The 18,768-nt window shown below is 72.4% G+C and carries 21 protein-coding genes; 13 read left to right on the forward strand and 8 right to left on the reverse strand.

The window, feature by feature from the left end; translation table 11 throughout:
• Nucleotides 1-265 precede the first annotated feature (265 nt).
• Nucleotides 266-931 (reverse strand): TetR family transcriptional regulator, encoded by a 666-nt coding sequence (locus tag EV378_RS22260; protein WP_132429312.1) that lies wholly within the window; start codon nt 929-931, stop codon nt 266-268.
• Nucleotides 932-1,015: 84 nt separating this feature from the next.
• Between EV378_RS22260 and EV378_RS22265 the strand changes: the two genes are divergently transcribed.
• Nucleotides 1,016-2,170, forward strand: coding sequence for an acyl-CoA dehydrogenase family protein (locus EV378_RS22265; RefSeq protein WP_132429314.1), 1,155 nt, complete (start codon nt 1,016-1,018; stop codon nt 2,168-2,170).
• An 18-nt stretch (nt 2,171-2,188) separates the two neighbouring features.
• On the opposite strand, the gene EV378_RS22270 is transcribed toward EV378_RS22265, so the two are convergent.
• The 5 genes from EV378_RS22270 to EV378_RS22290 all read right to left on the reverse strand — a co-directional run bounded on the left by EV378_RS22270 (nt 2,189) and on the right by EV378_RS22290 (nt 6,891).
• Nucleotides 2,189-2,437 (reverse strand): helix-turn-helix domain-containing protein, encoded by a 249-nt coding sequence (locus EV378_RS22270; protein WP_132429316.1) that lies wholly within the window; start codon nt 2,435-2,437, stop codon nt 2,189-2,191.
• A 30-nt stretch (nt 2,438-2,467) separates the two neighbouring features.
• On the reverse strand, nt 2,468-2,992 hold the full coding sequence (locus EV378_RS22275) for a DUF1097 domain-containing protein (RefSeq protein WP_165922427.1): 525 nt from the start codon (nt 2,990-2,992) through the stop codon (nt 2,468-2,470).
• A gap of 192 nt (nt 2,993-3,184) precedes the next feature.
• Nucleotides 3,185-4,420, reverse strand: a complete 1,236-nt coding sequence (gene ilvA, locus EV378_RS22280; protein WP_132432537.1) for a threonine ammonia-lyase IlvA — start codon at nt 4,418-4,420, stop codon at nt 3,185-3,187.
• Nucleotides 4,421-4,577: 157 nt separating this feature from the next.
• Nucleotides 4,578-5,285 (reverse strand): TIGR03089 family protein, encoded by a 708-nt coding sequence (locus tag EV378_RS22285; protein WP_132429320.1) that lies wholly within the window; start codon nt 5,283-5,285, stop codon nt 4,578-4,580.
• 31 nt (nt 5,286-5,316) lie between these two features.
• The gene (locus tag EV378_RS22290; protein ID WP_243653705.1) at nt 5,317-6,891 is read right to left on the reverse strand and encodes an LCP family protein; all 1,575 of its coding nucleotides are present in this window, start codon (nt 6,889-6,891) and stop codon (nt 5,317-5,319) included.
• Between the two features lie 334 nt (nt 6,892-7,225).
• Between EV378_RS22290 and EV378_RS22295 the strand changes: the two genes are divergently transcribed.
• From EV378_RS22295 to EV378_RS22330, 9 genes are all read left to right on the forward strand, one after another.
• Entirely contained in the window at nt 7,226-8,104 is an 879-nt protein-coding gene (locus EV378_RS22295; RefSeq protein ID WP_243653706.1) for a glycosyltransferase family 2 protein, read from the forward strand.
• Nucleotides 8,105-8,166: 62 nt separating this feature from the next.
• Nucleotides 8,167-9,237, forward strand: coding sequence for a mannose-1-phosphate guanylyltransferase (gene manB, locus EV378_RS22300; RefSeq protein WP_243653707.1), 1,071 nt, complete (start codon nt 8,167-8,169; stop codon nt 9,235-9,237).
• Nucleotides 9,238-10,179, forward strand: coding sequence for a DNA-3-methyladenine glycosylase family protein (locus tag EV378_RS22305; protein WP_243653708.1), 942 nt, complete (start codon nt 9,238-9,240; stop codon nt 10,177-10,179). It begins immediately after the preceding gene.
• Nucleotides 10,180-10,220: 41 nt separating this feature from the next.
• Nucleotides 10,221-11,363: a helix-turn-helix domain-containing protein gene (locus EV378_RS22310; RefSeq protein ID WP_132429322.1), complete on the forward strand. Its 1,143-nt coding sequence runs from the start codon at nt 10,221-10,223 to the stop codon at nt 11,361-11,363.
• Nucleotides 11,360-11,683, forward strand: coding sequence for a PIN domain-containing protein (locus tag EV378_RS36445; RefSeq protein WP_243653709.1), 324 nt, complete (start codon nt 11,360-11,362; stop codon nt 11,681-11,683). Before EV378_RS22310 ends, EV378_RS36445 begins: the two co-directional genes overlap by 4 nt.
• Before the next feature lie 66 nt (nt 11,684-11,749).
• A complete protein-coding gene (locus EV378_RS36450; protein WP_243653710.1) occupies nt 11,750-11,914 on the forward strand; it encodes a hypothetical protein in 165 nt (54 codons plus the stop codon).
• A 105-nt stretch (nt 11,915-12,019) separates the two neighbouring features.
• Nucleotides 12,020-13,027 (forward strand): 2-phospho-L-lactate transferase, encoded by a 1,008-nt coding sequence (gene cofD / locus EV378_RS22320; RefSeq protein WP_132429324.1) that lies wholly within the window; start codon nt 12,020-12,022, stop codon nt 13,025-13,027.
• The gene (locus tag EV378_RS22325) at nt 13,024-14,418 is read left to right on the forward strand and encodes a coenzyme F420-0:L-glutamate ligase (RefSeq protein WP_243653711.1); all 1,395 of its coding nucleotides are present in this window, start codon (nt 13,024-13,026) and stop codon (nt 14,416-14,418) included. Before cofD ends, EV378_RS22325 begins: the two co-directional genes overlap by 4 nt.
• Before the next feature lie 14 nt (nt 14,419-14,432).
• Nucleotides 14,433-14,945, forward strand: a complete 513-nt coding sequence (locus EV378_RS22330; protein ID WP_132432552.1) for an NUDIX hydrolase — start codon at nt 14,433-14,435, stop codon at nt 14,943-14,945.
• 4 nt (nt 14,946-14,949) lie between these two features.
• Here the strand turns inward: EV378_RS22330 and EV378_RS22335 are convergent, their stop codons facing one another.
• Nucleotides 14,950-15,714 carry a site-2 protease family protein gene (locus EV378_RS22335; RefSeq protein WP_132429326.1) on the reverse strand — a complete coding sequence of 255 codons (765 nt, stop codon included), beginning with the start codon at nt 15,712-15,714 and terminating at the stop codon, nt 14,950-14,952.
• 236 nt (nt 15,715-15,950) lie between these two features.
• On the opposite strand from EV378_RS22335, the gene EV378_RS22340 reads away from it, so the two are divergent.
• Nucleotides 15,951-16,211, forward strand: a complete 261-nt coding sequence (locus tag EV378_RS22340; protein WP_165922637.1) for a WhiB family transcriptional regulator — start codon at nt 15,951-15,953, stop codon at nt 16,209-16,211.
• A gap of 78 nt (nt 16,212-16,289) precedes the next feature.
• On the opposite strand, the gene EV378_RS22345 is transcribed toward EV378_RS22340, so the two are convergent.
• The gene (locus EV378_RS22345; RefSeq protein WP_243653712.1) at nt 16,290-16,766 is read right to left on the reverse strand and encodes a metallopeptidase family protein; all 477 of its coding nucleotides are present in this window, start codon (nt 16,764-16,766) and stop codon (nt 16,290-16,292) included.
• A 110-nt stretch (nt 16,767-16,876) separates the two neighbouring features.
• Here EV378_RS22345 and EV378_RS22350 point away from each other — a divergent pair, with 110 nt between their 5' ends.
• Together EV378_RS22350 and EV378_RS22355 are read left to right on the forward strand one after the other, a co-directional pair.
• Nucleotides 16,877-17,230 carry a DUF3499 domain-containing protein gene (locus tag EV378_RS22350; RefSeq protein WP_132429328.1) on the forward strand — a complete coding sequence of 118 codons (354 nt, stop codon included), beginning with the start codon at nt 16,877-16,879 and terminating at the stop codon, nt 17,228-17,230.
• A 29-nt stretch (nt 17,231-17,259) separates the two neighbouring features.
• Nucleotides 17,260-18,687, forward strand: coding sequence for a phosphomannomutase/phosphoglucomutase (locus tag EV378_RS22355; RefSeq protein WP_132429330.1), 1,428 nt, complete (start codon nt 17,260-17,262; stop codon nt 18,685-18,687).
• The last annotated feature ends 81 nt before the right edge of the window (nt 18,688-18,768 follow it).

Consider the following 18,768-nt stretch of genomic DNA (forward strand, 5'->3'; position numbering starts at 1 on the left):
ACGACCCCGGTGATCGGTCGTAGGCTGGTCGCACACGGGAGAGGAGGTGGTCCAGCGTTGTATAGCTACAGGACTCGTGAGGTGGCTGTCCGCTAGCACCACGCTCGATGGTGGGACCGCGTAGCGGTTCCGCTGGAGACGGTCGTGGAAGCCGGTGTGGTGCCGGCGAATCCAAGGCAGTCACCGTGATCCCCGGGCCCGAGCCCGTCCAGCTCGGCGTGCGCACCACCGGTGCGGCCCGGGGATCACGCATGTCCGGGGCCGGTCAACCGGCCCTGTCCTCCAACGCCTCGAGGCGGCGCACGACGTCCTCCAGCCCTGGCTCGTCGTCCAGCGGCAGCATCGGCGCGACCCGGCGGAAGTGCTCGCGGCAGGCGTCGAGGTCCTCGGTGCGCCCGCCGTCGGCCAGCCAGCGCCGCAGCGCCTGGTTGTGTGCCGCGACGACGGCGGCGCCGGTCACCGCGGCCCTCAGCTCCCCGTCGTCCACATCGGACAGTCGGGTGGTGAGCTCCCGGGTGAACAGGCGACGGTAGAGGTGCACCGAGGCGGCCTCCCGGTCCCGCAGTGCCGGCACCTCACGGACCAGGGCGAACCGCATCCGGGCCACGTCGACGTCGTCGAGATAGAGGTCGAACACCGTCTCCGCCGCGCGCAGCACGACCGAGAGCAGCGGCTCGGTCGGGTGCGCCGCGTCGAACACCTCGGCGATCCGCGCCAACCCCCGCTCGTGGTCCGGGGACAAGGCGTCCTCCTTGCCGCGGAAGTAGCGGAAGAACGTCCGCCGGCCCACGCCCGCGGCGGTCGCGATGTCGTCGACGGTCGTCTCGTCGTATCCCTGCTCGGTGAACAGGTGGGCCGCCGCCGACACGAGCTCGCGACGCACCGCCGCGCGGCCCTCGGCCGAGCGTCCGCGACGTGTGCTCGCCGTCATGGCACGGAGGGTAGCAAGTCGCCTTGCTGATGGCACGGAGTGCCGTTACGGTGGCGGGAGACGCACCCGACGAGGACGAGGCAGATGAACAGCGAGTTCGACAGCTACCGGCTCAGCGACGAGCACGAGGCCCTCCGCGAGGCGGTGCGCGACCTGGCGACCAAGGAGATCGCCCCGCACGCGGCCGACGTCGACGAGGAGGGCCGCTACCCGACGGAAGCGCGGGATGCGCTGACCAGGGCCGGCTTCCACGCGGTGATCATCCCCGAGGAGTACGGCGGTCAGGGTGCCGACGAGCTCGCCGGCTGCATCGTGATCGAGGAGGTCGCGCGGGCCTGCGCGTCGTCGTCGCTGATCCCGGCCGTGAACGGGCTGGGCATGACCCCGATCCTGCTGTCCGCCTCCGACGACGTGAAGAAGCAGGTGCTCCCGTCGATCGCCTCCGGCGAGGCGATGATCAGCTACGGCCTGTCCGAGCGCGAGGCGGGGTCCGACGCCGCGGCGATGAAGACCAGGGCCCGTCGCGACGGCGACGACTGGATCATCGACGGCACCAAGTGCTGGATCACGAACGCCGGCGAGTCGTCCTGGTACACGGTGATGGCCGTGACCGACCCGGAGAAGAAGGCGAACGGGATCTCCGCGTTCGTCGTGCACTCCGACGACCCGGGCTTCTCGGTCGGGCCGAAGGAGCGCAAGCTCGGCATCAAGGGCTCGCCGACCCGCGAGATCTACTTCGAGGGCTGCCGGATCCCGGGCGACCGGATCATCGGCGCCGAGGGCACCGGCTTCAAGACGGCGCTGCGCACGCTCGACCACACCCGCCCGACGATCGGCGCCCAGGCGATCGGCATCGCGCAGGGCGCACTGGACGTGGCGATCGACTACGTCAAGGAGCGCAAGCAGTTCGGGACCCGGCTGGCCGACTTCCAGGGCCTGCAGTTCATGATCGCCGACATGGCGATGAAGGTGGAGGCCGCGCGCCAGCTCGTCTACGTCGCCGCCTCCCGGGCCGAGCGGGGCGAGTCCGACCTCGGGTTCATCTCCTCGGCGGCCAAGACGATGGCCTCGGACACGGCGATGGCCGTCACGACCGACGCCGTGCAGCTGCTCGGCGGCGCCGGGTACACCCGCGACTTCCCGGTCGAGCGGATGATGCGCGACGCCAAGATCACGCAGATCTACGAGGGCACGAACCAGATCCAGCGCATGGTGATGGCGCGCAACCTGCTGAGGTGAGGTCCGCCCGGCGGGCGTTCACCTGACCCGGCGCCGGTCCGCTCGACGCCGGTCGCTGCCGCCGTCGTGCACGCCGGCAGCGCCCGAGAACCGTGCCGGGAGCGCGGCGACCTGCGTGCGCAGGTCGTCGACGTCCCAGTAGTCGCGCCCGCCGGGGGAACGGAAGGCGGGTGTGACCAACCCTTCCTGTGCCCAGCGGTTCAGCGCGCGCGGGCTGACCGAGAGCCGGGCCGCCGCCTCCGGCGTGGAGGACAGCCGTCGCTTCACACCCGGCTCCCGGTACCGCCGACGGATCGCTCAGGTCGCCGCCGCGGTCGACTCCGCGCCGGCCCCGACGAGCTTGCCGACCAGGAGGCTGCACGCGTAACCGAGCCCGAGGCCGCCGACCACGAACGACAGCAGCATCACGGTGAACGGTCCGGTCGGCAGCGAGAAGTCGGTGCCGGACGCGCCGGTCAGCAGGCCGAACGCGGCCGTCGTGGCGAACCCGAAGACCGATCCGGGCACGAAGTCGAGGAGCGGGACCAGCGCGCCCAGGATGAAGACGGCCGTCATCCCGCCGATCACCACGGCGACCAGGAACGTGTTCGTCGTCAGTCCGGCCAGGATCAGGGTGACCGTCCCGCAGACGATGCCCCACACGTTGGCGGCGAGGGACTTCTTCAGCCCGGCGAGGTCACCGCCCGCGGCGAAGAAGCTGGCCGCGCCGATGAACGTGGCCGGCACGAACAGGCCCAGACCGGCGAGCGGGCCCAGGTAGAGGTAGCTGATGAGGACTCCGGCGAGTCCGATGACCAGAGCGAGAGCAACGGGAAGCTTCACGGATGACCTTCCGGGAACCGAGGACGTGGACTCCGGAAGGATGATCGTCGGAGGTGGACCGGCCCAAGCGGCACCGGACGTTGGTGACTGCATGTTTTCCGGAGATAACCGTCCGGACATGTATGACCGGCCCGGACCAGCTGCAAGTATCTGCGGCATAACGCGCCGCTAACGTCCGGAGGTCGGCGCGGCTCAGAGCAGGAACCCGAACAGCGGGCTGTCCGGCGAGATCGGCTCGATGTGCGGGGGCGCCTCGTCCATGCGCTTGAGCAGTGCGGGCAGGTCGTCCGGCGACCCCAGCTCGATCCCGACGAGTGCCGGTCCGGTCTCCCGGTTCGAGCGCTTCACGTACTCGAACAGCGTGATGTCGTCGTCCGGGCCGAGCACGTCGTCCAGGAACGAGCGCAGCGCGCCGGGCTCCTGCGGGAACTCGACGAGGAAGTAGTGCTTGCGTCCCTCGTGGACGAGCGCGCGTTCGACGATGTCGGCGTAGCGGGACACGTCGTTGTTGCCGCCGGAGAGCAGGCAGACCGTCGTGGCGTCCCGGGGGATGTCGACGGCGTCGACCACGGCGGACGAGAGCGCTCCCGCGGGCTCGGCGATGATCCCGTCGGACTGGTAGAGGTCCAGCATCTCCACGCAGACCCGGCCCTCCGCGACGGTGACCACCTGCGCGTCGAACCGGCGGGCGATGTCGAACGTCGTCGCGCCCACCTTGCGCACGGCGGCGCCGTCGACGAACGGGTCCACCTCGGGCAGCTCGACCGGCTCACCGGCGGCGAGCGCGGCGGTCATGCTGGCCGCCCCTGCGGGCTCCACGCCGACCACGCGCACCGACGGCGCGTGCTCGTGCAGGTAGGTCAGCGCACCCGCGAACAGCCCGCCGCCGCCGATCGGCACGACGAGCACGTCCGGCGGGTCGGCGAGCTGGGCCAGTATCTCCCGGGCGATCGTGCCCTGGCCGGCCACCGTGCGCGGGTCGTCGAACGCCGGGACGAGCGTCGCGCCGGTCTCCGCGGAGTGCGTGCGGGCCGCGGCGGCCGCCTCGTCGTAGGTGTTGCCGACCACCCGGATCTCGACGGCGTCGCCGCCCAGCCGGGCGACCCGGTCGCGCTTCTGCCGCGGCGTGGTGCCGGGCAGGTACACCCGGCCGCGGACGCCGAGCCGCTGGCAGGCGAACGCCAGGCCCTGCGCGTGGTTGCCCGCGCTGGCGCAGACCACACCGGCGTCCCGGTCGGCGGCCGACAGCTGGGCGATCAGGTTGTACGCGCCGCGGATCTTGTACGAGCGGACCGGCTGCAGGTCCTCGCGCTTGAGCCAGACTTCGCCGCGCAGGGTGTCGGACAGGCGGGGGTTGAGCTGCAACGGGCTCGGGCCGATCACCGCACGCAGCCGTTCGGCAGCGTCGTCCACGTCCTGGGGGCTCACCGGTTGCGTCGCGCTCACGATCGTCCAGGATCGCACGCGCCCGCGCCGTGCCCACGAGCAGGGGCTCGCGCCGGCGCCGCAGCTCACCCGGGGTGGCGCGGGAGCTGCTCCGGTCCGGCCCCGGCGCGCGAGAGCGCTGCTCTCGTCCGACCCGGGGTCACAGCCTGCGGGTGCAGCGCTCCGTCTCCGAACGGCGGTCGAGCGCCGCCTCGTCCGGGTTCACCACCTGCACCAGCGAGGCGCCCGCGGCGAGGACGGCCAGGAGCCCCTCCCGGATCCCGGTGGAGTCCGACCAGGACCGGGTGGACAGCACCCGGTCCCCGGACGAGAGACCGAGGTCGGAGGCGGCGGCGCGGGCTGCGGCCAGCACGTCGTCCACCGAGGCACCGTCCCAGGCCGGAGCGTCTCCTGGCACCGGCTCCCACGGCACGAACTCGTCGCCGTGCACCCGCACCTCGGTCGCGAAGTCGATCACCCCGGCGGGCAGGCCGGACAGTCCCTTGCCGAACGCGTCCAGCGACAGCGCGACGACCCCTCCGCCCGGCTCCGCGGCCAGTGCCGCATCCAGGTGGTCGGCGTCGGCGAGGACCCACTGGGCGGTCGACGGGTCGGACACCAGCTCCCCGCCGCAGGACCACACGGCCAGCAGCACCGCCGCCGTCTGCCAGTGCGCGGGCAGCAGCACCGCGACCGGTGTGCCGGGCTCGACGTCGCACTCGTCGCGCAGCAGGTTCGCGGCCTTGGCCGCCCAGTTCGCCGTCGTGACGCCGGAGAGCTCGATCCGCTCTCCGGTGGCGTCGTCGTAGTGGGTGATCAGCGGTCCCGCGTCCGGGGCGGGACCCAGCAGGGCGTCGGTCAGCGACACGGTGCTCCCGGGGTCGTGCGATGCGTCGGGGTCAGTCGATGCACGGTACGCCGCCGGCCGTGATCGGCGGCGTGACGGGCGCGGCAGGCGCCGAGGCCGCCGGAGCACTCGCGCCCGCGTTCGAGCCCCCGCCCGCGCCGTCGAAGTCACTGCCGATCAGGACCTGCACCCGTCCGGGCTCGACGGCGTCGGACTGCTCGACGCCGATGCCTCCCAGCGCTGCGGAGACCTTCCTGGCGCCCGCGTCGCCGTCGGCGGGCGAGTAGCGCACGACCGACGTCGTCTGGCTCGGTGCGTTGGACACCGATCCGGTCGGGACCCCGTTCTGCGCCAGCGTCTGCGCGACCTTGTTGCCGAGGCCGTTCGTCCCGGCACCGTTCCCGACGTCGGCCGTCACCGGAGCCTGCGCCGGGGCGTCCGCGGGGGCCTTCTCGTCGTCGGTCGTCTCGGTGTGCCGTGTGACGAAGTCACGCACCTGCGACGGGTCCACCGACACGACGTCGCCGCGCGCGTTGTTCTCGGTGCCGTCGGTCGGGATCGTCAGGAAGTCGACCTTGCCGGCGGCCAGCTCGGAGGCCTGCCGCGCGAACGCCAGCAGGTCCCACCCGGAGTCGATCACCACCGACTGCTGGATCACGCCGACCAGCGACGACAGCTTGTCCGAATCGGTCAGCGTGCCAGCGTCGAGGATCTTCTTGGCCACCGCGGCCATGAACACCTGCTGCCGGTTGATCCGGGACAGGTCGCCGCCCGCCAGGCCGTGCCGCTGGCGCACGAACGCCAGCGCATCGCCGCCGGAGATCGTCTGCGGGCCCGCCCGGAAGTTCGCGCCGGACAGCGGGTCGTTCGTCGGGGCCTTCAGACAGACGTCGACGCCGCCGACCGCGTTCGTCAGGTTGTAGAAGCCGAGCAGGTTGACCTCGGCGTAGTGGTCGACGGTCAGGCCGGTCAGGTTCTGCACGGTCTGGATCAGCGCGCTGCGCCCGGCCTGCGACGACTGCCGGTCCAGCTCCTTCGGGTCCTTGACGCCGCTCGCGACGAGCTCCGTGCTCGAGGTCGCCTTCGTCGCCGGGTACGCAGCGTTGATCTTGTCGCGCCGGTAGCCGGGGATGTCCACGTAGCTGTCGCGCGGGATGGAGAACGCCGTCGCGCTGCCGCCGTCCGCAGGGACGTGCACGAGGATGATCGTGTCCGAGTTCAGCACCCCGGACTCTGCGCCGCTGCGCAGCTGCTCGAGCACCTGCTTCGGCAGCGGGTTGCCCTGCGCGTCGGTCCGGCTGTCCACACCGACGAGCAGGATGTTCTGGTCGCCGCCCGACGAACCGCCGGTGATCACGTTCGTGGTGGTCATGCCGCTGGTGACGTCGTGGTAGACCGACCACACGGCACCGGTCGCGCCGACGACCAGGACCGACAGCACGGCCAGACCGGTCCGGAACCGCCGCGACCAGCGGTCCCACGCCGTCCCGCGAGGCGCCACGGGCCGGGTACGGACGGGGGCGGGGCGCGACGGGCCGCGCTGCGCCGGTGGGCGGACGGCCTGCCTGCCGGGGTGTCGCGGGCGCTCCGACGAGCGCAGCCACGGGGCGTCCAGATCGCTGCTCACGACACCCCCTCTCGGCTCCTCGCCGGACGTCCCGGACTCCGGTCGTCGGTCAGCGTGCAACATCCGCCGTCGTCCCGCGGGCCACACGACCCGCGTGTCGTGCAGGCTCGCCCGGACGCAGGAGTCGCCCGGACCTTGAGAGTGTTACGTGACCGTCCGGCGACCGGGGTCATCATCGCAGGTCGGGGTCCGTCGGCGGGCGCTTTCGGGTGCTTTCGGGCGGTCCGGCCGGCCGCGTCCGGCCACGCTGCGTGATCCTCGCGAACGTGATCCACCGGACCGGGGAGTATGCGCCCGGCCGTCCTGTCGGTAGCCCTCGCTATCGTTCGCGGCCGTGGACCCCTCCGTGCGCAGTTACGGCGAGGAGATCGGCGTCGTCACCGTGACGTACTCGCCGGGCGCCCTGCTGGACACGTTCCTCGACTCGCTGCGCGAGGCGACGAGCCGGAGGGCGCGCGTCGTGCTGGCCGACAACGGGTCGGTGGACGGCGCCCCCGAGAAGGCCGCCCGCGAGCGGGAGGACGTCTCGCTGCTGCGGATCGGCGAGAACCTCGGCTACGGCGGCGGCGCGAACCGCGGGGTGGCCGAGCTGGGTCCCGATGTCGGCTGGGTCGTCGTGGCGAATCCCGATCTCGAGTGGCGGCCCGGGTCCCTGGACGCCCTCCTGGACGCCGGGAAGCGCTGGCCGCGGGCCGGCTCGCTCGGGCCGCTGATCCGCGAGCCGTCCGGTGAGGTCTACCCGTCCGCGCGGGAGGTGCCGTCGCTGTCGCACGGCGCGGGCCATGCCGCGCTGGGCACCGTGTGGCCGGACAACCCGTGGACGAAGGCCTACCGCAGGCAGAACCTCGAGCCGGTCGAGCGGGAGGCGGGCTGGCTGTCCGGTTCCTGCCTGCTGCTGCGCCGGGAGGCGTTCGACTCGGTGGACGGGTTCGACGCGCGGTACTTCATGTACTTCGAGGACGTCGACCTGGGCGAGCGGCTCGGCCTGGCGGGCTGGCGCAACGTCTACGTGCCGTCGGCCGAGGTCGTCCACGTGGGCGGCGCGTCGACGGGCAAGCCGGAGGTCTCGGCCCGGATGCAGGCGGCGCACCACGCGAGCGCGTACCGCTACCTGTCCGGGAAGTACCCGGGCGCGCGCTGGGCTCCGGTGCGGGCGGCGTTGAAGGCCGGGCTCGGGGTCCGGCACCGGCTGGTCACCCGGTCGGCGGCCTGAGCGTCCACCGGGGCGCCGGGTACACGGGGGAACGAGAGCGAGAAACCGAGGGGGAGTACCGAGTGCAGGATGTCGAAGCGGTGGTGCTGGTCGGGGGCAAGGGCACCCGCCTGCGGCCCCTGACCCTGTCCGCGCCGAAACCGATGCTGCCGACGGCGGGGGTGCCGTTCCTGGCGCACCTGCTGTCCCGGATCCGTGAGGCCGGGATCCGGCACGCCGTGCTCGGCACGTCGTACCTGGCGGAGACGTTCGAGAAGCACTTCGGCGACGGCAGCGCGCTCGGCCTGGACCTGACCTACGTCGTGGAGGACCAGCCGCTCGGCACCGGTGGCGGGATCCGGAACGTCGCGGAGCACCTGTCCGCGGAGCACGTGATGATCTTCAACGGCGACGTGCTCGCCGGCACCGACCTCACCGCCGTCGCGGCCACGCACCGCGCGGCGGAGGCGGACGTGACGCTGCACCTGGTGCGTGCGCAGAACCCGCGCGCGTTCGGTTGCGTGCCGACCGACCGCGACGGCCGGGTGCAGGCGTTCCTGGAGAAGACCGAGGACCCGCCGACCGACCAGATCAACGCCGGTTGCTACGTGTTCCGCCGCTCGGTGATCGAGTCGATCCCGGACGGGCGTCCGGTGTCGGTCGAGCGTGAGACGTTCCCGGGGCTGCTGGAGTCCGGCGCGCGCGTCCAGGGGCACGTGGACGTCGCGTACTGGCGGGACATGGGCACCCCGGCCGACCTGGTGCACGGTTCCGCCGACCTGGTCCGCGGTGTCGCTCCGTCGGCCGCGCTGCCCGGACCGGTCGGGGAGCACCTGGAGCTCGACGGCGCGAAGGTCGCGCACGACGCGTTCGTGTTCGGCGGCAGCACCGTCGGCGCCGGGGCGTCGGTCGGCGCCGGGGCGAAGGTCGAGGGCTCGATGCTGTTCGACGGCGCCGTGGTCGCCGACGGCGCGATCATCGAGAACAGCGTCGTCGGTGCGGGCGCGATCGTCGAGGAGGGCGCCCACCTGCGTGACACCGTCGTCGGCGACCGTGCCGTGGTGGGTGCGCACTGCGAGCTGCGGCACGGCATGCGCATCTGGCCGGACGTGCAGCTGCCGCCGCACGGCGTCCGGTTCTCCCCGGACGTGTAGATGACGCTCGCTGCGGACGCGCGGATGGTCGAGTGCGAGTGGAGGCCGGCGTTCACGCTCGACCTCTACGGCGTGCTCGCCCCGCTGCGCCGCGGCCGCGGCGACCCGACATGGCGCACGGTCGCCGACGGCGCCGCGATCTGGCGGGTGACGACGACGCCGGAGGGCCCGGCCACGGTCGCGTTGCGCCGCAGGCCCGACGGCACGGTGCTGGCCACCGGGTGGGGGCCGGGAGCCACCTGGGAGCTGGACGGGCTGCCGTCGCTGCTCGGTGCGGACGACGACCCGTCGTCGTTCGTGGCGCACCACCCGGTCGTGTCGGACGCGCAGCGGCGGATGCCCGGCATGCGGCTCGGCTCGGCCCGGCGGGTGTGGGACCAGGTCTTCCCGGCGATCCTGGAACAGAAGGTCACCGGCGTCGAGGCCCGGCGTTCGTTCCGCGAGCTGTGCCGCCGCTTCGGGGCACCTCCGCCCGGCCCGGAGGGCGTCGTCCCGCCCGGCATGCGGGTGCCGCCGACGCCGGCCAGGGTGCGGGCGATCCCGGACTGGGAGTGGCACCGCGCGGGCGTCGACCACGCGCGCAGGAGGGCGATCCTGCACTGCGCCGTCGTCGCGCACCGGCTGGAGCGTGCCGCCGAGCTGCGGGGTGAACAGGGCCGGGTGCTGTTGCGACGGGTGCCCGGCGTCGGCGTGTGGACGGCCGCCGAGGTCGCGCAGCGCGTGTGGGGCGACCCGGACGCGGTCAGCTTCGGTGACTTCCACATCCCGAGCACGGTCGGCCACGCCCTGCTCGGGCACGACCTGGACGACGCGGGACTGCTCGACGTGCTCGCGCCGTACGCGCCGCAGCGCCAGCGGGCCGTGCGCTACATCGAGGCGTCCGGCTTCCGCCGCCCGCGGTTCGGACCGCGCTTCTCGCCACGGGACTACCGCTCGATGTGAAAGTACGTTCCTGGATCCGGCAATGTGCGAGAAACGCACCTGTGGCGGACGTTGATGCGCAGACACTGGGTGCCCGCATCCGAGGAGCCCGCCAGCGGGCCGACATGAGTCAGGACCAGCTCGGGCGGGCGATCGGTCTCGATCGGACAGTCGTCAACAAGATCGAGGGGGGCGTTCGCAAGGTCTCGGCTCTCGAACTGGCCGACATCGCTGCCGCGACCGCCGTCCGTATGTCCATCTTCTTCGAGGAACCGCTGCCGTCGCTCGTCTCGCACCGGTCGAGCCAGGGCTTGGACGTAGCGGACTCGCAGATCGACGCAATGCTCGCCAAGTTCGCTGACGAGGTCGAGTTCATCGCCTCGCTGGGTGTGGACGAGCTCGGGCTCGATGCCGCCGACGCCGTCGTCCGAGCTCGTATCACGCCGCCCTCGACGAATGCAGAGGCCGAAGCGCTCGCAGCGACGGCGCGCGAGTTGATGGGGCAGTCGGTCGACGAGCCGATATCCCGCCTGTCCGATAGCGTGACACGTGTCGGGCTGCTCGCGTTCTCCCGGGATCTCGGCAACGACACAGCTGACGCCGGGACGATCCTGTTGCGTCGCGGCGGCGTCACTCTGGTGAACAGCCACATGAAGGTCGGCCGCAGACGGCTCGCATTGGCACACGATCTGGGTCACTACCTGGTGGCTGACGACTACGTCATCGACTGGAGAGTCGCCGGTCATCCTGATCAGTCCGTCCCGACGGAGTCGCGTCTCGATCGTTTCGCGCGCGCTTTGCTCCTTCCCGAGACTGCGCTCGCGCGGCGCTGGTCCGATTCGGTGGAACGAGTCGGAGCCCGAAGCGCAGCAATCCTGCTGGCCAGTGACTTCCGGGTCGACATGGCCACTCTCGCGACGCGGCTCAAAGACCTCGGGCTGACCGATGGCGACACCGTCGCCGCCGTCCGCAGCTACCGCACCACGAAGACCGACATCGTTGACCTCAACCTCAACAGCCCCGTCGACGAGCTGGACGGTACGACCGTGCCCCGACCATTCGAGCGCGCGGTATTGCGGCTGGTGCGTGACGAACGGATCAGTCGTGCGCGTGCACTCGACCTGCTCCAGTCGACCTTCGACGAGGCGGACCTGCCAGACGTTCGCGAACGGCGACCGGACGAGATCTGGAAGTACGTTTCGTGAGGCTGCCCGACAACGCCTGGGTGTTCGACACCGGACCGTTGCGTCACTTCTCGACGCAGGGTTGGCTGGGGGTCCTGCGGTTCCTCGCGGACGCCCGTCCCGTGTACATCCCGGATAGTGTCGAGGGCGAACTGATCGACGCTGGCCAGAACTCCGCATCGGTGCGTGCCGTCCTCGATGCCGACTGGATCGAGGTGTACCGGTCGACTGATCTCGACTACGTCGAGGCGTTTGCGCGCTACTACGACCGACTGGTCGTCGACAACAAGAACCGGGGCGAGTGTGGAGTCCTCGCCATGGGTGAGATCTACGGCTGCTAGATCGTAGTCGATGACGCAACGGCGCGCCAGATCGCTGAGGAGAAGAAACTCCAGCTCACGTCGACGGTGGCGTTGCTCTGCGATGCGATTCGCGCAAACAAGCTGACAACCGTCATGGTCGAGACAGTGGCCGATGACCTCCTTGAAGGTGAGTACTTCCTGCCTTTCGGCCCTGGCGGATTTCGGCGGCATGTGATGGAGAACGGCCTTCTGGACTACGACGAGCTGTGAGCGGATGCTCGACTCGCTCTGTCCGACCGCACGCGTTACCGACACACCCGCCCACCGTGAGGCTCCCCGGCCGCCGAACGCCGGTCTCGACGTAAGGTCGGCCGGGTGAAGGTCACCGTTCTGGTCGGCGGCGTCGGTGGCGCCCGGTTCCTGATGGGGGTGAAGGCCGCGCTCGGCCTGCCCGCGGTCGGAAGGGGCCCGGACGACCATCCGCACGACGTGACCGCCGTGGTGAACATCGGCGACGACATCTGGCTGCACGGCCTGCGCGTCTGCCCGGATCTCGACACGTGCATGTACACGCTCGGCGGTGGCATCGACTCCGAGAAGGGCTGGGGCCGCGCGGCCGAGACGTGGTCGATCGCCGAGGAGCTGGCCGCCTACGAGGCCGACGCGACGTGGTTCGGCCTCGGCGACCGGGACATCGCCACGCACCTCGTGCGGACCCGGATGCTGCGCGCCGGATACCCGCTCTCGCAGGTCACCGAGGCGCTCTGCCACCGGTGGGCGCCGGGCGTTCACCTGCTCCCGGCCAGCGACGACCGCGTCGAGACCCACGTCGTGATCGACAACCCGGAGGCGGCCGCGACCGACGACGCGCCGCCGCAGATCGCCGTGCACTTCCAGGAGTGGTGGATCCGGCACAAGGCCGGTCCGCGCGCGCACCGGTTCGCCTCGATCGGCGCCGACCAGGCGTCCGTGCTGCCGGACGCGCGGGCCGCGATCGCGGATGCCGACGTCGTGCTCGTGGCGCCGTCCAACCCGGTCGTGTCCATCGGCACGGTGATCGGCGTGCCCGGTGTCGCGCAGGCGCTCGTCGCGACGCCCGCGCCGATCGTCGGGCTGTCCCCGATCGTCGGCGGCCGCCCGGTGCGTGGTCACGCCGACGCGTGTCTGGAGGCGATCGGCGTGGAGACGTCGGCGCAGGGCGTGGGGCGGCACTACGGCGGCCGCGGCGAGGGCGGCCTGCTCGACGGCTACCTGGTGCACACCGGTGACCACGCCGAGGTGCCCGGTGCCCAGGTCCGCGAGGTGCCGCTGCTGATGACCGATGTGGACGCGACCGCCGAGATGGCGCGCCGCGCGTTCGAGCTGGCCGGAGTGCGCACGTGACCGAACAGCCCGTCGGCGGCCACGTGACCGGCGGGTCCGGCGCGGCCGCCGGCACCGACCACGCCAGCGCCGGCCTGTCCGTCCTGCCGGTCACCGGACTGCCGGAGTTCCGTCCGGGCGACGACCTCGCGGCCGCGCTCGCCGGTGCCGCACCGTGGCTGGCCGACGGCGACGTGCTCGTCGTGACCAGCAAGATCGTGTCCAAGGTGGAGGGACGTCTCGTCCCGGTGCCGGCGGACCCGGAGGAGCGCGACCGGGTGCGGCGCGAGCTGATCGACGCCGAGACCGACCGGGTACTGGCGCGGCGCGGCAGGACGCTGATCGTCACCGGGAAGCTCGGCATCGTGCAGGCCGCGGCCGGGATCGACGGCTCGAACGTGCGCCCCGACGAGCTGGCCCTGCTGCCGGTGGACCCGGACGCGAGCGCCGTCGCGCTGCGGTCCGCGCTGCGGGAGCGGCTCGGGGTCGATGTCGCGGTCGTCGTCACCGACACGATGGGCCGGGCCTGGCGGATCGGGCAGACCGACGTGGCCATCGGCTCGGCGGGCGTGCCGGTGCTGCACCGCTACGGCGGCATGACCGACGCCCAGGGCAACGACCTGCTGGTCACCGAGATCGCGCTGGCGGACGAGCTGGCCGCGGCCGCCGATCTGGTGAAGGGCAAGCTCGGTGCGACGCCGGTGGCCGTCGTCCGTGGCATGACCCCGGCCGACGACGGGTCGACCGCCCGTGAGCTGGTCCGCTCGCTCGACGAGGACATGTTCTGGCTCGGCGCCGACGACGCGGTCGAGCGTGGCCGTCGCGAAGCGGTCCTGTTGCGGCGCAGCACCCGCGCCTTCGACCCGGACGTGCCCGTCGACCCGGAGGCGATGCGGCGCGCCGTCCGGACCGCCCTGACCGCACCCGCGCCGCACCACTCGACGCCGTTCCGGTTCGTGTGGCTGCGCGACCCGGCGCGGCGGACCGCGCTGCTGGACGCGATGCGCGACCGCTGGCGGGCCGACCTGGCCGCCGACGACCGTCCGGACGACGAGATCGAGCGCAGGCTCGCGCGCGGCGACCTGCTGCGTCGCGCACCGGAGCTGGTGCTGGCGTTCCGCACCGGGGACGGTGCGCACACCTACCCGGACGCCACGCGCAACGCGGCCGAGCGGGACATGTTCACGGTCGCGGGCGGGGCAGCCGTCCAGTCGCTGCTCGTCGCGCTCGCGGCCGAGGGGATCGGCTCGTGCTGGGTCGGTTCGACGATCTTCGCCCCGGACGTCGTGCGGGAGGTCCTCGGCGTCGGTGACGACTGGCAGCCGCTCGGGGCCGTCGCCGCGGGGACGCCCGTCGAGCCGCTGACCCCGCGCCCGCCCCGCGACCCCGCAGAGGGGCTGCTCGAGTGGTGAGCCCGGTCGTCGCCATGGGGGAGCTGGCGGCGTGGGAGCCGGGCGACGAGGCCCAGCGCGCGCTGCGCGAAGCCCTGCTGGCCTACCTGCACGCCCGCCCGGACGCCCTGGACCGCTCGTGCGCGGCCGGGCACCTGACGGCCTCGGCGCTCGTCATGGACGCCACCGGTGAGCACACGTTGCTGACCCTGCATCCGCGCGTCGGGCGCTGGATCCAGCTCGGCGGGCACTGCGAGCCGGACGACGCGTCGCTGCGCGCGGCCGCGCTGCGGGAGGCGACCGAGGAGTCCGGGATGGACGGTCTGGAGATCGCGGAGCACCCGCTGCACGTCGACGTCCACCCGGTCACCTGTTCGGGTGGAGTGCCGACCCGGCACCTCGACGTCCGCTTCCTGGTGCGGGCACCGGCCGGCGCGCAGCCGGTGATCAGCGACGAGTCCGACGACCTCGCCTGGTGGCCGGTGGACGCCCTGCCCGACGACAGCGACACCGTCGCGACGATGGTCGCCGTGGCGCGCCGGGGCTGAGCGACTACAGGGACTGCCAGAAGAACAGCGCGTCGTACCCGTTGGCGGCGTCCAGCGGGTTGCCGCCGATCAGGCTGTAGACGATCAGCATGACGGTGAAGAACGCCGAGCTGGCGCCCGGCACGAACAGCAGCACCGCGAGGAGCGCGAACGGCGCCCACGGGCGGACGCGCGCGCCGAGCTGCTGTGCCGAGCGCGGCAGATACGGCTCGAGCACGCCCCACCCGTCGAGACCCGGGACCGGGAGCAGGTTCAGCACGAACGCGACGACCTGCAGCAGCGCGAGCACCGACAGGCCGGCCACGAGCGCGTCCGGCATCGGCACGAACCCCACCAGGACGGTCAGCACGACGCCGAGCACGAGGTTGGCGGCGGGACCGGCGAACGACACGGCCGAGCGACGCGCCCGCGAGCGCAGTGCCCACTGGTTGATCCAGACCGCGCCGCCGGGCAGCGGGAGGCCGCCGATCAGCAGGATGATCAGCGGCAGCACGAACGAGTAGCCGACGTCGGTGTAGCGGCGGATGTCCAGCGTCAGGTAGCCCTTCATCGCCACCGACGTGTCGCCGCCGCGGTAGGCGACGACCGCATGTCCGAACTCGTGCAGGCACAGCGACACCGCCCAGCCGGCGAGCGCCATCACGAAGATGCCGCCCTTCGCGAGCGGTTCGTCGGTCGATCCGCCGAGTGCGGCCAGCACGCCTCCGACCGCCGTGACGGCTACGAGGAGTAGGAACCACGGGCTGATCCGGCTTGCGAGGGTCGGCACGTACCCAGTTTGACGTATTCCTCAAACATCGCTGTCGGAGCCGTCACCCCATCGGCCGAGCGAGCTTGCGCAAAGCGAACCTCAGCGCTGTACTTACAGAGGTGTCATTCGCCAATGCGTTGCGGGGAGGTGGGCGAGTGAACGACGTCGAGGGGCTCGTGCAGGTGCTGGAGCCGATCGGTTCGACGGGTCACACCGGGGTGGCTGTCGAGGAACCGGGTACGACCGGAGGTGACGTGCTCGACCTGCGTCTCCTCCTGGAGGACTCCGGTGAGGAGGTCCCGGACTGGCAGGAGCGTGCGCTCTGCGCCCAGACCGATCCGGAGGCGTTCTTCCCGGAGAAGGGCGGCTCCACGCGGGAGGCGAAGCGCATCTGCTCCGGCTGCGAGGTCCGGGCCGAGTGCCTGGAGTACGCGCTGGCCCAGGACGAGCGGTTCGGTATCTGGGGCGGGCTCTCCGAGCGGGAGCGCCGCCGCCTGCGCCGCGCCGCGGTCTGAGTTCTTCTCCGACGTCCCGGGCCGCCGCGCGGTCCGGGACGCCTCCGTACCCGGCGGCCGGGCGGTCGCGGCAGCGGCTCAGTCGCCGCCGTCGACCGCGTCCGGCTCGATGTTGAGGTACTCCGCGACCTGCTCGACCAGCACTTCGTGGACCAGGTCCGCCAGATCCTCGCCGTCCCGCGCCCGCGCCTCGAGCGGGCGGCGGTAGAGCACGATCCGCGCCCGCGTCGGCATCCCGGACTGGTCGACCCCGGCCGGTACCAGCTGGGCGAGCGGCACCCGCGCGTCGGCCAGCACGCCCTGGCCCCACACGACGTCGTCCGGCGACGTCCGGTCCACGGCGGGCACGTCGTCGACGGCGAGGTCCAGCTCGGTGAGCTCCGGGCCCCAGCGCGACTCGATGGGCTCCAGCGCCTCGAGGACCTTCGCGTCGAACCGCTCGGCCCTTGTCCGGAACGCGGGCGTGGTGACCGGGAACATCATCCCGCGCAGGCCCCGGCCCCGGCGGTCCCGGCGGCGAGGGGCACGGCGCAGCACGCGGTGTGCAGTCGACACCCGGGCAGTCTACGACCGGGGCCCGCCCGGAGGGCTCCGTGCCACGGACGCGTGCGCGTCGCAGCACGGGACGCGGGCACCGAGGGGCTATCGTCGCCCCCGTGCTGAGTGTGCGGAGATGTTCACGGACGGGCTGCACCGAGCTCGCCGTCGCCACGCTCACGTACGTCTACGCGGACTCGACGGCCGTCGTCGGACCGCTTGCCACGCAGGCGGAGCCGCACTCCTACGACCTGTGCACCGGCCACGCGCACAACCTGACCGCCCCCCGCGGGTGGGAGGTCGTCCGGTTCGAGGGCGAGTTCACACCGCCGCAGCACGCGGCCGAGGACCTCACCGCGCTCGCCGACGCCGTCCGCGAGGCCGGGCGGGTCGACCGCCCGGTGGAGATCGTCGCCGGGAATGCGACGACGGGTCGCCGCGGTCACCTGAGGGTGCTGCCGGCGCCTCCCACGGAGGGCTGACCGAGCAGCGCCCGATAGGGTGCCCTGCCGTGGCTGATCTCTCGGCGATCGTGAAGGCCTACGACATCCGTGGCGTGGTGGGCGAGCAGCTCGACGAGTCCGTCGCGCGCTCGCTCGGCGCCGCGACCGCTCGCCTCGTCGCCGACGACACGCCGTCGCCGCGCGCCGTCGTCGTCGGGCGGGACATGCGCGACTCCTCGGAACCGCTGGCCGCTGCGTTCGCCGAGGGCGTGAACTCGCAGGGCCTCGACGTCGTCGACATCGGGCTGGCCAGCACGGACATGCTCTACTACGCGGCCGGCACGCTGGACCTGCCGGGCGCGATGTTCACCGCCAGCCACAACCCGGCGCGCTACAACGGGATCAAGCTGTGCCGCGCGGGCGCGACGCCGATCGGGCAGGACAGCGGCCTCGCCGAGATCCGCACGACGGCCGAGTCGATGCTCGCTCCGCCTGCGCCCCGCCCGGTGACCGGCGTGCCGGACGGCCCCGGCGGCGGCACCGTCGAGAAGCGGGACCTGCTCACCGGCTACGCCGCGTACCTGCGCGAGCTGGTGGACCTGTCCGGCCTCGGTGGCCCGACCGTCGTCGTGGACGCGGGCAACGGGATGGGCGGGCACACCGTGCCGAGCGTGTTCGCCGGCCTCGACGCGCGCGTCGTGCCGCTGTACTTCGAGCTCGACGGCACGTTCCCGAACCACGAGGCGAACCCGCTCGACCCGGCGAACCTGGTCGACCTGCAGAAGCGCGTCGTCTCCGAGGGAGCCGACATCGGACTGGCGTTCGACGGCGACGCGGACCGCTGCTTCGTCGTCGACGAGCGGGGCGCGGCGGTCAGCCCGAGCGCGATCACCGGCCTGGTCGCGGCGCGGGAGATGGCCCGTGCCCGCGACGACGGCGAGCAGGACGTCACGATCATCCACAACCTGATCACGTCCCGGGCCGTCCCCGAGCTCGTCGCCGAGCACGGCGGCCGTGCCGTGCGCACGCGCGTCGGGCACTCGTTCATCAAACAGACGATGGCCGAGACCGGAGCCGTGTTCGGCGGAGAGCACTCCGCGCACTACTACTTCCGCGACTTCTGGCGCGCGGACTCCGGCATGCTCGCCGCGCTGCACGTGCTCGCCGCGCTGGCCGAGCACCGCGCTTCGCCCCACCCGCCCCACACGCTGTCGTCGCTGATGGAGGCGTACGAGCGGTACGCCGCGTCCGGCGAGGTCAACTCGACGGTCGACGACCAGTCGGGCCGGGTCGCCGAGATCGAGCGCGTGTTCGGCGCGCGCGACGGCGTGGAGCTCGACCGCCTGGACGGGCTGACCGTCTCGCTGCCGGACGGCTCGTGGTTCAACCTGCGCGCGTCGAACACCGAACCGCTGCTGCGGCTGAACGTCGAGGCCGCCGACGACGGCGCGGTGGCCGCGCTGCGCGACGAGGTGCTGGCGATCGTCCGCGCCTGACCGCCGGTGACGATCACCGGCGGTGCCGTACCCGGTCGGCTGCGGCGCGCCGCCCTGTCCGGTGGCAGCATCGCGTGGACC

Source organism: Pseudonocardia endophytica (genome assembly GCF_004339565.1).
GTDB classification, from domain to species: Bacteria; Actinomycetota; Actinomycetes; order Mycobacteriales; family Pseudonocardiaceae; genus Pseudonocardia; species Pseudonocardia endophytica.

Coding starts and splice junctions, on each gene's coding strand:
- EV378_RS22260 (WP_132429312.1), bottom strand. CDS start 931: ATGACGGCGAGCACACGTCGCGGACGCTCGGCCGAGGGCCGCGCGGCG.
- EV378_RS22265 (WP_132429314.1), top strand. CDS start 1,016: ATGAACAGCGAGTTCGACAGCTACCGGCTCAGCGACGAGCACGAGGCC.
- EV378_RS22305 (WP_243653708.1), top strand. CDS start 9,238: ATGACGCTCGCTGCGGACGCGCGGATGGTCGAGTGCGAGTGGAGGCCG.
- EV378_RS22330 (WP_132432552.1), top strand. CDS start 14,433: ATGGGGGAGCTGGCGGCGTGGGAGCCGGGCGACGAGGCCCAGCGCGCG.